Here is an 11,977-nt window from a genome sequence, read left to right as displayed (position 1 = left end):
AAATGCTTTGTATAAGGAATTGTGTCCATATTTTAAAACCTTTGGTACGTATCATACTTCAAAAAAACCATACGAAAACAATAAACACTTTTTCCATTTCAACATTGAAGAAGATGACATTTTTGAAATTTTAGAAGTGCTTCAACCTTCAATTATCATTTCTTGCTTACGTGGCAATTTTCACGCACAGGTCATTACCCATGAGCATATTTCAGAATATGTACAATCTCAAAACTGTAAAATTATTTTCCTGTCTTCCGCCAATGTTTTTGATGCCTATAGCAAATATCCAAGTTATGAAGACGACAAAACTTTAAGTGAAAGTATTTACGGCCATTTCAAGATTAAAATTGAAAATATGTTTTTACGCTTGCCAAAACATAAGGTTGCAATTATTAGACTTCCTATGGTATTTGGCATACAATCACCACGCATTAAAGAAATTAAACAACAAATTAGCGACATAGAATCTATCGAATTATTTCCAAATTTGATCATGAATGTCACGACAGATTTTAAGATAACACAGCAAATCCATTACATCATCAACCGAAATAAATACGGGGTTTTTCATTTGGGAAGTTCAGATTTGGTACATCACGACGATTTCATAAAGGAAATTGTGGCTTTAATGACTTCAAAATCAGTTCGTTTTAAAATGGTATATACCTCCAATGAAGACCGTTATCTTGCGGTGATGCCAAAAGCCAATAAACTTCCAAAACACCTTCATATGACCAGTAATGAGCTTTTGGAAGAATTGGATAATTACATCAATTATAAGCCTTAGTTTTAGAATTTGTCAATTAAAATCAATAATTTTAATCATCTAAAAAATTATAATTATGTCTGTATTATCTGATGAAGTCATCGAAAAAAAACTATTGAATTTTCCTGATTGGGAATATTATGACAATGCCCTTCATGCCGAATTTGAATTCGACAACTTTAAGGATTGTTTCAGTGCCATGAGCAGAATTGCCTTTGAATGTGAAGCATTAAATCATCATCCGGATTGGAAAAATTCCTACAATATGCTTTACATTACATTGTCCACACATAGCGCAAAGGGCGTAACCGAAAAGGATTTTAAGTTAGCCGAAGCCATTGAGTCTATTGTTGAAGTTGAAGAATAGAATATTTTTTTTATTCCATGTCTTAAAGGGATGAAGCTGTCCCAATAGAATGATATTTGTGCAAAATCTATGATAAGATGATGCTAAGAGAACATGACAAACAGCTAAGAAAGAAAAGAAATCCTTCAAAAATAAATGGCCGTTAAAATTTAAATTGGCAATTAATCGGTTTCAAGTTTTTAAATTGGTAGAGCGCACAAATGTTTTGATTTTTCTTAAATTTGCCAGAATTTGAAGAAATGGGTCTCGGTGATTCATTTGAACAACTTTCGAATCAAAATAAATAATTTTAAACTTTAATTTTTAGAACTTAGTATAATGGGAAGAGCCTTTGAATTTCGGAAAGCACGGAAAATGAAACGTTGGTCAGCAATGAGTAAAGCCTTTACACGTATTGGTAAAGACATTGTGATGGCCGTAAAAGATGGAGGCCCAGATCCGGATACTAATGCACGCCTAAGAGCTGTGATACAAAACGCAAAGGCCGTAAACATGCCTAAGGACAACGTTGAGCGTGCTATTAAAAGAGCTTCTGATAAAAGCTTGGGTGATTTTAAAGAAGTCCTTTTTGAAGGTTATGCGCCACATGGTATTGCCATTTTGGTTGAAACTGCAACCGATAATAATACGAGAACGGTGGCCAACGTGCGCAGCCATTTTAATAAATGTGATGGTAGCTTGGGCACTTCGGGATCGGTGGTATTCATGTTTGATCACACTTGTAATTTTAGAATCAATGCAGAAGGTCTTGATCCTGAAGAGTTGGAATTGGAATTCATCGATTTTGGAGCTGAAGAAGTTTTTATGGATGATGACGGTATTTTGATCTATGCACCTTTTGAAAGTTTTGGAGCCATCCAATCAGAATTGGAAAAACGTAAAATTGAAATTTTATCCTCAGGATTTGAACGCATTCCTCAAGTCACCAAAAAGTTATCTGCCGAAGAAGCTCTAGATGTTGAAAAACTTTTAGAACGCTTGGAAGAAGATGACGATGTCCAGAACGTATATCACACGATGGAAGAATTGACAGAAGAGTAATTGCTACTTCAATTTTAAAACTATAAAATGCCAACAGTAAATCGTTGGCATTTCTCTTTCCTAAAACCTTCCCTTGGTGCTGAACACCACATAACCTGAAGAATCACATCATTTATCAATATATAAAACTAGCAAAAGCTAATATTTGATGAAATAAAAATAACTGTAGAATAATTAAAATTAATACATTCGTATTATACAACTTGTATAATACAAATGAAGCACTATGAGAAGTGAAAAAAAACTAAATGAACTTTTATCGTCTTGGGAGGATACCTACAAAAAAGGACAGCTTACATTATGGGTTTTTCTTTCAATGCAAGAAGGCAAAAAGTATGTTGAGGAAATTAAAGAGTTTGTAGAAACAAAATCCAATGGAACAATAACATGTGAAGAACAAAGTCTATATCGAGCTTTGAGAAAATACGAACATATCGATGTATTAAAACATGAATTAGGTGAAGGAAACAAAGGACCTAAGCGAAAATACTATTATATGACTGATTTGGGACAAGAACTTTTTAACCAGTTTGTAAACAGAAATATTAAATTATTTTATTATGAAGAAATTAGAAACCTATTAAAATCATAAAAATGAAAACAATAACACATAACACCGTTCCTCTTAAAATTTGCCCTGACAACAATATTATTTACCATAATATTTAGATACTGCCTGAGTTACGGGATTAGTAATGAATCTTATATGATTATAATCCTGGCGGCTTTATTCTATGGTATTTTAATGTTTTCTTCTGGATGGTATTTCAGGAAAAAAGATGGAGAATATTTGCCAATATTTGACGTTGGATTTAGATTCCATTTAACGACATATTTAGTCCATAATATAATATCTGAGCTGTGGTTTGTCTTCAGTTTCAATTCGCACTACGAAAAAATTGAAACTATACATTCTACTGCAATAATTTGGGGGATTTTATTACTTCTACATTTTATTTTCTTCCTATGGGCAAGAAAAAACTCTATAAACAATCTTAATAAAACTGATTTGTTCGAATAATAAAAATAGCAGATAATACTACAATAAACATCAACATATTACGATTCAAAAAGAAATTACATTTAATAGATATTGCTAAACCAGTTAAAGATGTTAATTAAAAAACAGATGCCTCGTAATAATCAAAAAAGCTGAAATAAATTTGAAGAAGTTTCAATTAAAATATAAAAACGTTGTGCATTAGTTGGTGCAACGCTTTATTATGAGTACACTTAGGTTTATTTATCGTTTAGGGTTTTGTATATTTGTAAATCAAAATGCGTGAATTATGCCATTATTAGTAAAAATAGACACACGTAGTAAAGAGGCAAAGGCACTTATAGAGTACCTTAAAAAACTGTCTTTTGTAACTATAGAAGAGTCAGAAAAAAGTCCGTACAATGCTGAATTTGTAAAAAAAATCAGTAAAGCCCGTTCCGAAAAAACAGGAAAAGTTGTTACCGCTGAAAACCTATGGCAAAGTATAAAATCATAATACGTCCTACGGCTGAAAAAGACTTACAAAAGCACAAAAAAGCAGGCAATCAGGCTACTATTAAAAAAATCACATCCATATTTAAAGATTTTGAAACTCACCCTTATACTGGAGTAGGAAATCCCGAACAATTAAAGCACAACCTTTCAGGATTATGGTCTCGTAGAATTAACCAAAAGGATCGTATAATTTAAGAAGTACAAGACGATGTAGTTACCGTTATTGTCCTTTCTGCAATGGGACATTATTTGGATAAATAAACAGGTTATTAAGTTTTAACCTAATTACTTTACCATCTTCACAATCTTTTTATGTGCTTTATCCTGCAATTTGATAGATATTCGAGGTCGTTTTTTAACGGATTCAAAAAGTTCTACAATTATTGGATATCCATTTTTTGACTGACGTTGCGAAGTAATAAGCTTGATAGTGGCGATCATTTTACATACATTTTACATACAATTATAGCATATATTTAGCATGTTTTCGCATAAAAAAAGCTAAAACTTGATGTAAAATAAAATGTAAAAAACTTATAAAAACGCATAAACCCCGCTATTACACGGGGTTTTGAAGCTGAAAGCTTATTATCTGCAAGATGGCCAATGTTTCTCTTTAGGGACAAAAAAATGTTTACTTTATGTTTCACTAGCCATCTGCGGCAATCTTTTACCAAATTGCATGCCAAAGCCAAAAGACCTTGACTTTGCTGTCAGATAGCATAAATATATTAGGAATTTGTCAATACTTTTCCTTTGACACCTTTAAAAAAGCTGTGCATATATTCAAAATCTGCTTCTAGGTTATCCGTAGGATAAAAAGGTTCTGATATTTTATTTTGTTTATTCCCAAAATCGAACGTAAACATGATAATGGGCACATTTGCCTTTTTGGCAATATAATAAAATCCTGTTTTCCACTGATTCACTTTTTTTCTGGTGCCTTCCGGTGACAAAGCCAACCTGAACTCCTCTCTATTTTCAAATAACTTAGCAATAGCTTCTACTTTATTCTGACCAGGACGTCTATCTAAGGGAGCACCGCCAATTGCTTTAAAATAATAGCCAAAAGGCCATTTAAACAATTCTTTTTTAGCTACAAAATTGGATTTGACTCCAATTATACCTCGTAATAAAACTCCTATATAAAAATCGTGCCAACTGGTATGGGGCGCTGCAATGATGACTGCCTTTTTAACAGTGTCTTTTGAAAAGTTAATATTGCCTGCCAATTTCCAGCCTAAAATTTTATAATAAATAAACTTATACAAGCACCGTCTCATATTACATTTTTTGATATAATGCTTTCAACCGCTCTCTTGTTATGGTCTTTTTCCAATTTTCACCAATGGCATTTTCCCAAAGCGGTTCTAGACTTAAGGCCACATCAATCATGATGTCAAATTGATAATCTTCAAGATTTGCACAAATGCCTTCAGGAATTTCGATATCATGAAGTTGAACCATTTTCTTAAATAAAACGACATCTTTTGGATAAAACTCTTCCAGATGATTAAAAACGATACAATTGCCAATACCATGTTTAACGCCTAGAAGATACCCAAGTCCATAACTCATGGCATGCGCCACGCCCACTTGCGAATAGGCAATGCTCATACCGCCGTGCCAAGAAGCCATCATCAATTTATCTTGTAATTCTTCGGCAGTGCCACTATTATCATAAAATATTTCCTTGCACAAATCGTAGGCTTTTTCGCCATAACTCTGACTAAAGGCATTTAAATAGGTACCATTTAACGATTCCACGCAATGGATAAAACAATCCATGCCTGTATAAAACCATTGGTTTTTAGGAACACCGTTTGTCAATTCAGGATCTAAAACTACCTGATCAAAAGGCGTATAATCTGAATTGATACCTAATTTTTTTTCTGGTCCGGTCAAAACTGTTGTTCTTGAAACTTCCGACCCTGTACCTGAAATAGTTGGTACGCCAACATGATAAATAGCAGGTTGCTTTACCAAATCCCAACCTTGATAATCTTTAGATTCGCCGGTATTGGTCAGCATAATGGCTACGGCTTTGGCCAAATCAAGAACAGTTCCTCCTCCAATACCAATAATCCCCGAAGGTTTGTCTTTATGCTTTAATATAATTTGTTCTACCAGAGCATCTACCTGAGAGGTTTTAGGTTCTTCATTGGCCGAAATAAAAATTAATTCATCATCATAGGCCAATGAAATTCGTGAAGTCAACTTTAAGTTTCCTTTAAAAACATCATCCACCAAATATATAAATGGCGCTTTAACATTTAATCGTTTTGGCGCAATGATATCGCTTAATTGACTAAAACTGCCGCGTCCAAAAACAACTTTGGACACCATTGGATAATTTCTATATATCATTTTTTATAATCTTAATCTTTAGTCTTTTGGATTTTTGCCTAATATGGTAAGAACATCCAACAAACTAGTAACGGTTTTATATTTTTTATTGTCATTTTCATTAGCAATGACTTGCTCATGAATCCAAGTGGTATGAAATGGCACATGGATCGCTCTCGCCTTAATATTAATTAAAGGTAAAATATCTGATTTCAATGAGTTTCCTATCATTAAAAACTCTGAAGGCTTTATATCCAAATGGTTCAATAATTTAGAGTAATTTGCTTCTTGTTTATCGCTGACCACTTCGATATGGTGAAAATAGTGTAAAAGCCCAGATTTTTCCAATTTGCGTTCCTGATCTAATAAATCACCTTTGGTTACGACGATCAAACGGTAATCTTGGGATAAAGTATCCAGTACTTCTTGTACGCCTTCCAAAAGATCAACGGGTTTATTGAGCATGTCCTTACCAATATTCAGAATGGCTTCAATCACGTTGTTGCCAATCGAATTATTGGAAAGTTCCAATGCTGATTCAACCATCGATAGCACAAAACCTTTAATTCCGTAGCCGTATAACGATAGGTTTTCTATTTCTTTTTTAAATAGTTCTTGATCTATGGTGTTGGCGGTTTCGTAAGGTGCCATCAATTTTGAGAATTCCATTTCGGCATCCCTGAAATAGGTTTCATTGACCCATAAGGTATCATCGGCATCAAAACCGATAACTTTTACATTTTTATAATCTATTTCCATAAACGTTTTGCACGCTCCAAATCTTCAGGAGTATCAATTTCAACACCTTGAACGTTAGTTTCAATCATTTTAATACGTTTGCCGTATTCTAAATATCGGATACATTCAATTTTTTCGGTCGCTTCAATAAATTGCATTGGCAAGTTATAAAAATCAAGAAGGGCTTGTTTTCTAAACGCATAAATGCCTTTATGTTTAAAATATCGTGCGCCAGCATTTTTATCTCTTGGATAAGGAATTGGACTTCTTGAAAAATAAAGTGCAAAACTATTTTGATCGACGATGACTTTTACGGTATTAGGGTTGCTTATTTCTTCCCAATCATGAATTTCAACCATTAATGAGGCTAAATCGATTTCTTTTTGATGGTCATTTTTAAAAGCATCCAAAAGCTTTTCTAGACTTTCTCTTTCTGTAAACGGCTCATCGCCTTGAACATTAACCACAATGTCCACATCCAAATGCTCAACGGCTTCTGCAATGCGATCGCTCCCAGATTCATGTGCTTTTATGCTCATAATGGCTTTTCCGCCGTTGTTTACAATTTCGTCATGAATAATTTGGCTATCGGTCACAACGTAAACCTCGTCAAACAAGTTGGTAGCAACCGTGGCTTCATAGGTTCTAAGAATAACGGTTTTTCCTGCTAAATCCTGCATCAATTTTGCTGGAAAGCGCGAGGCACTATAACGTGCCGGAATCATTGAAATTATCTTCATATTAGATTAAAACTTAGAGGTCAAAATTAAAGTTTTTAATACTATTTATCGTTTGGAATGTGTAATCTTTTTATAAAGTTTAAAAATGGCAAACAGCACACATATAACCAAGACAAAAGCTATAATTGGCAAAAATATGGCAAACACAGACATGAGCATAGAAGCACTCGTTTCGATGGTTGACACGATCGGATTACCAAATCCGGCAGTCGAAACTGTTGAGGTAATACGAGATGCACCTGTAGCACTTTTTATTGTCGCTGCGGTTCCTCCTCCAGCAATAATAGCAAGTGCCCAAGTAGTTATAGGGTTCAAATCGGACATGGTAGATACCATAACAAGCGTGCCCGCAATAATTGCCAACGGAACGGCAATAGCATCAAGAAAATTGTCAACTACTGGAATATAGTAGGCCAAGATTTCGACCAATGTTGCAATACCAAGTGTGATAATTGCCGTAAGACTTCCTATCCAAAGCCAGGAATCGTTGAGTTGCCACACATTAAAATAAGATGCCAAACTTAGCGCAAACAAAGGCAGAAAAACTCTAAAACCAACGGAAGCGGCAAGTCCAATACCAAGACAAATACTAATGATAGTTTCCATACAATTGCCATTATCTGTTTCTTATTGATCTGTTAACTTCAGTAAAGTGGCTTAAATTTAGGGTTAAAAAATGAAATGACCTGATATGACAGTTTAAAATTTTCCAGCTAAAATTCTTCTTCAATTTCAAAAAACTCATCGGGAAAACCAATCAAATATAATTTATCCTTCGCCCTGGTAATTGCTGTATAAAGCCATCTCAGATAATCTTTGTCGATGCCGTTGGGTAAATAAGGATGTTCCACAAATACGGTATGCCACTGGCCACCTTGCGATTTGTGACAGGTAATGGCATAAGCAAACTTGACTTGCAACGCATTAAAATACTTGTTGTTTTTGATTTTTAAAAACTTTTTATATTTAGAGGTTTCATCTTCATAATCCTTTTGAACTTCTAGGTACAATCTATTGGACTCTTCATAAGACAATGAGGGCGATTCTGCATCAATAGTATCTAAAAGTAAAACGGTCTCAAAAGGTGCCATTTTTGGGTAATCAACCAATTGTACTTTGACTTCGGCAAACCGAAATCCGTATAATTCCTGAATGGAAAAAATTTCCAATACTTCAATAAGATCGCCATTAGCTATAAATCCGGCTTCAGAAGTTGGTTTAACCCAGAAATAATTGTTTTTAACCACCATCAAAAAATCGCCAACAGTGAGTTCGTTTTCATTAAACAAAATACGTTCTCTAATCTGTTTGTTGTATAAGTTGGCCCTTTTGTTACTTCGGACGATAATCAACGTTTCATCATGGCCCTGATCGGAATAACCATCATTTATGGCATCCATAATTTCATAGCCATCTACTAATCGGACAATATCCGTGTATCCTTTAAGATTAAACTTAAACGACTCGTAGAATTCGCCATCCAAAACCTCTCTAAGATTCGTAGCATTCATCAAAATACCCGAATCTTGATTTTGTCGCACCACTTCATCCAATTCAATAGAAACGACATTTTTGTCGTAATTCATATTCAGGTGCATGGCATCCAAAGCTGGGCTCAATTCAGAATTGACCGGAGGCAACTGCGCTTTATCACCAATAAGCAATAATTTACAGTTATGGCCAGAATAAACATACTGCATCAAATCATCCAACAACGATCCGTTTTCAAACAGTTTAGAATCGGAAGGTAAATCGGGAACCATGGAGGCTTCATCGACTATAAAAATTGTATTGCGATGTTTATTGGGTTGGATCACAAATTTGACACCTCCTCCGGAGTCTTTTTTGGGAAAATATATTTTTTTGTGAATTGTAAATGCTTCCTTTCCGGAATAGTTAGAAATTACCTTGGCGGCCCTTCCCGTTGGCGCCATCAAAACCGCACTTTTTTTAATATGCCATAAGTTAGAAACCAGAGTGCCGATGATGCTTGTTTTACCTGTTCCGGCAAATCCTTTTAAGAGATATAATTGATTCGAATTGGTGCTTAACACAAAATTAGAAAGCTGATCGAGAGCGATATTTTGTTTTAAAGTAGGGTCAAAAGGAAATTTTTGTCGTAAAAGCTTATAAAATTCGGAGGGCGTCATTTTAAGAAGAGTCAATGGGTCTAAAAGCGGAAAGGTAAGGTTTATAAAGGGTTAATGCGACTTTTTACGTGTATTTTTGTAAAAAAAAAATATTTATTGTAGCCACTTTTTTAAATTTATGCTTTTTTATGGGGTTTGGTTTTCATGAATAAAAAAAAATTGTAGATTTGCGATAGACCAATTATAAAAATAAACTCACAAACTATGCTAACAGTAATTCTTGCCATTGTAATTGTTATTCTTCTTACGATTGGAATCGTATGGGTGATTGACAAATTTGTTCCAAAAAAATTAAAGCCTATTCTACACATTTTACTTTGGGCAATTATTGTTTTTCTTAGCTACAATACCTTCATGTCTGTTTACGGAGAAATTAAATTTAATGAGCTTAAAGAAAAACGATATGCCGTTGCAATTGAAAAGTTGAAAGACATTAGGGATGCGGAATTAGCATACAGACAAGTAAACGGAAAATTCACAGACAACTTTGACGAATTGGTAAAATTTATTGATAACGGAGTATTTACGATTACACAACGTAGAGACTCAACCGTTCATGATGAAGAAATGACAAAACGCTTTGGTGGCGTTACAATGACCAAAGAAATTGTAATTATTGATACTTTAGGTTTTGTTCCAGTTAAAGACTCTTTATTTGGAGCGGATACCCGTTATAAAACGATGATGAATGTTCCTGTTGGAAAACCAAATTCTAAATTCACTTTAAAAGCTGGCATGTTGGATAATATCCCGGTATTTGAAGCAAGTGTTGACAAAGCCATTCTACTTGATGGTGAAGATGAAAACCTTATTGCTAAAGAAAAGCAAGTGGTAGCGGTTGATGGTGTAAACGGACCATCACTGACCGTAGGATCAATGGTGGAAGTTAAAACAAATGGAAACTGGCCTAAAAACTATTCAAAAGACTAATAATTTGAAGTCACATATAAAAAAAGAACTGTCCATTCAAATTAGTTTGAGTGGACTTTCTTTTTGTATCCTAAACCGTTCTGATTCTAAAATTGATTATTTAAAGCACATCGATTTTAAAAGCATATTAATTCCTGAGACTGTTTTAGAAAAACTTCAGAAAACCATTTCTGATGACGCCCTCCTAACCCAACCTTTTGATGCGGTTTTAGTACTTTTTCAAAATGAACTTTCCAATCTGGTTCCAGAAGCGCTTTTTGAAGAAAACAATGCTGCAGATTACCTAAAATTCAGTTCTAAAATAATTAAAACCGATTTTATTTCATTCGACAAAATTGAGGTCAATAAGAGTGTCAATGTCTTTGTACCGTATGTGAACATCAATAATTACCTCTTTGAGGTGTATGGCGAATTTGAATATAAACATGCATCGACTATTTTTTTGGAGCAAATTTTAGAAACTGAAGATAATAGCTCCGACAATAAAATGTACCTTAACGTTGCGCCATTCCATTTTGAAATGGCCGTGGTAAAAAAAGACAAACTCCAACTTTATAATACATTTGATTATTATACCAAAGAAGATTTTATCTACTTTGTGCTTTTTAGCATAGAACAGTTAAAGTTAGATCCCGAAAACCTGATTATAAAACTTTCCGGTAATATTGCCGAAGATGATGCATTGTACCAACTGCTTTATACTTATATTAGACATGTTAAATTTAATGAACCTACTATTAAACACTCTTATGACGAAGTACTTGACGGCTGCTCTAAACACCGACATTTACTTATTTTAAACAGTTTTGACTAATGCGAATTATATCAGGCCAATTTAAAGGAAGGCGCATTTCGGCACCAAAAAACCTACCTGTTCGTCCAACGACCGACATGTCCAAAGAAGCGCTTTTTAACATTTTAAATAATGACTTTTATTTTGATGAAATATCGGTTTTGGACTTATTTGCCGGTACAGGAAGCATCAGTTACGAGTTTGCTTCAAGAGGAACAGAACAAATTACAAGTGTTGATGAAGACTTTGGATGTGTTAAATTTATCAATAAAACCGCTGAAGATTTCAAAATGCCCATTTCAGCCATAAAAAGTGATGTTTTTAAGTTTCTTGAAACAACCCATCTCAAATCGGATGTTATTTTTGCCGATCCGCCTTATGCATTCAGTTTAGAGGACTTTTCTAAAATCCCCGAATTGGTATTTCAACACGAACTTTTATCCGAAAACGGAGTTCTGGTGGTGGAACACGCCAAACAAACGGATCTTTCACATTTGCCTTACTTTAGCTATGCAAAAAATTATGGCGGAAGTATATTCAGTTTTTTTGAACAGGAAGAGGATGAATAATCCTAAGTTTCACTAAAAAAAACAAGTTCCCCGAAAAAA

General features: G+C 34.2%; 15 protein-coding genes. 9 read left to right on the top strand and 6 right to left on the bottom strand.

Features of this window, described 5'->3' with window-relative positions; translation table 11 throughout:
- From VNJ50_RS06805 to VNJ50_RS06780, 6 genes are all read left to right on the top strand, one after another.
- A partial coding sequence (locus VNJ50_RS06805) for a sugar nucleotide-binding protein (protein ID WP_325580279.1) occupies positions 1–790 on the top strand: 790 nt, incomplete at its 5' end.
- A 55-nt stretch (positions 791–845) separates the two neighbouring features.
- Positions 846–1,136 (top strand): 4a-hydroxytetrahydrobiopterin dehydratase, encoded by a 291-nt coding sequence (locus VNJ50_RS06800; RefSeq protein ID WP_325580277.1) that lies wholly within the window; start codon positions 846–848, stop codon positions 1,134–1,136.
- A 318-nt stretch (positions 1,137–1,454) separates the two neighbouring features.
- A complete protein-coding gene (locus VNJ50_RS06795) occupies positions 1,455–2,177 on the top strand; it encodes a YebC/PmpR family DNA-binding transcriptional regulator (RefSeq protein WP_325580275.1) in 723 nt (240 codons plus the stop codon).
- A gap of 226 nt (positions 2,178–2,403) precedes the next feature.
- Positions 2,404–2,769 (top strand): PadR family transcriptional regulator, encoded by a 366-nt coding sequence (locus VNJ50_RS06790; protein ID WP_325580273.1) that lies wholly within the window; start codon positions 2,404–2,406, stop codon positions 2,767–2,769.
- Between the two features lie 697 nt (positions 2,770–3,466).
- Positions 3,467–3,673: a DUF2683 family protein gene (locus VNJ50_RS06785; RefSeq protein WP_325580271.1), complete on the top strand. Its 207-nt coding sequence runs from the start codon at positions 3,467–3,469 to the stop codon at positions 3,671–3,673.
- The gene (locus tag VNJ50_RS06780; RefSeq protein ID WP_325580269.1) at positions 3,652–3,867 is read left to right on the top strand and encodes a Txe/YoeB family addiction module toxin; all 216 of its coding nucleotides are present in this window, start codon (positions 3,652–3,654) and stop codon (positions 3,865–3,867) included. Before VNJ50_RS06785 ends, VNJ50_RS06780 begins: the two co-directional genes overlap by 22 nt.
- Before the next feature lie 536 nt (positions 3,868–4,403).
- On the opposite strand, the gene VNJ50_RS06775 is transcribed toward VNJ50_RS06780, so the two are convergent.
- The 6 genes from VNJ50_RS06775 to VNJ50_RS06750 form a co-directional block, all read right to left on the bottom strand.
- The gene (locus VNJ50_RS06775; protein WP_325580267.1) at positions 4,404–4,955 is read right to left on the bottom strand and encodes a 1-acyl-sn-glycerol-3-phosphate acyltransferase; all 552 of its coding nucleotides are present in this window, start codon (positions 4,953–4,955) and stop codon (positions 4,404–4,406) included.
- A gap of 1 nt (position 4,956) precedes the next feature.
- Positions 4,957–6,039 (bottom strand): iron-containing alcohol dehydrogenase family protein, encoded by a 1,083-nt coding sequence (locus VNJ50_RS06770; protein ID WP_325580265.1) that lies wholly within the window; start codon positions 6,037–6,039, stop codon positions 4,957–4,959.
- Positions 6,040–6,057: 18 nt separating this feature from the next.
- On the bottom strand, positions 6,058–6,777 hold the full coding sequence (locus VNJ50_RS06765) for an HAD family hydrolase (RefSeq protein WP_325580263.1): 720 nt from the start codon (positions 6,775–6,777) through the stop codon (positions 6,058–6,060).
- On the bottom strand, positions 6,768–7,496 hold the full coding sequence (kdsB, locus tag VNJ50_RS06760) for a 3-deoxy-manno-octulosonate cytidylyltransferase (protein ID WP_325580261.1): 729 nt from the start codon (positions 7,494–7,496) through the stop codon (positions 6,768–6,770). Before kdsB ends, VNJ50_RS06765 begins: the two co-directional genes overlap by 10 nt.
- Positions 7,497–7,541: 45 nt before the next feature.
- Complete coding sequence (locus VNJ50_RS06755; protein WP_325580259.1) at positions 7,542–8,102, bottom strand: DUF4126 domain-containing protein; 561 nt, start codon at positions 8,100–8,102, stop codon at positions 7,542–7,544.
- A 107-nt stretch (positions 8,103–8,209) separates the two neighbouring features.
- On the bottom strand, positions 8,210–9,646 hold the full coding sequence (locus tag VNJ50_RS06750; RefSeq protein WP_325580257.1) for an ATP-dependent DNA helicase: 1,437 nt from the start codon (positions 9,644–9,646) through the stop codon (positions 8,210–8,212).
- Between the two features lie 204 nt (positions 9,647–9,850).
- Here VNJ50_RS06750 and VNJ50_RS06745 point away from each other — a divergent pair, with 204 nt between their 5' ends.
- Genes VNJ50_RS06745 through VNJ50_RS06735 form a run of 3 tightly spaced genes read left to right on the top strand, consistent with a single transcriptional unit; the run spans position 9,851 to position 11,938 of the window.
- Positions 9,851–10,576, top strand: a complete 726-nt coding sequence (locus VNJ50_RS06745; protein WP_325580255.1) for a hypothetical protein — start codon at positions 9,851–9,853, stop codon at positions 10,574–10,576.
- Positions 10,577–10,580: 4 nt separating this feature from the next.
- Positions 10,581–11,390 (top strand): DUF3822 family protein, encoded by an 810-nt coding sequence (locus VNJ50_RS06740; RefSeq protein ID WP_325580253.1) that lies wholly within the window; start codon positions 10,581–10,583, stop codon positions 11,388–11,390.
- Positions 11,390–11,938 (top strand): RsmD family RNA methyltransferase, encoded by a 549-nt coding sequence (locus VNJ50_RS06735; protein ID WP_325580251.1) that lies wholly within the window; start codon positions 11,390–11,392, stop codon positions 11,936–11,938. Before VNJ50_RS06740 ends, VNJ50_RS06735 begins: the two co-directional genes overlap by 1 nt.
- Positions 11,939–11,977: the final 39 nt, after the last annotated feature.

It is taken from the genome of Gelidibacter sp., assembly GCF_035577925.1.
GTDB lineage: Bacteria > Bacteroidota > Bacteroidia > Flavobacteriales > Flavobacteriaceae > Gelidibacter.
The sequence above is the reverse complement of the archived record's forward strand: the minus strand, read 5'-3'. Positions and strand labels throughout refer to the sequence as shown.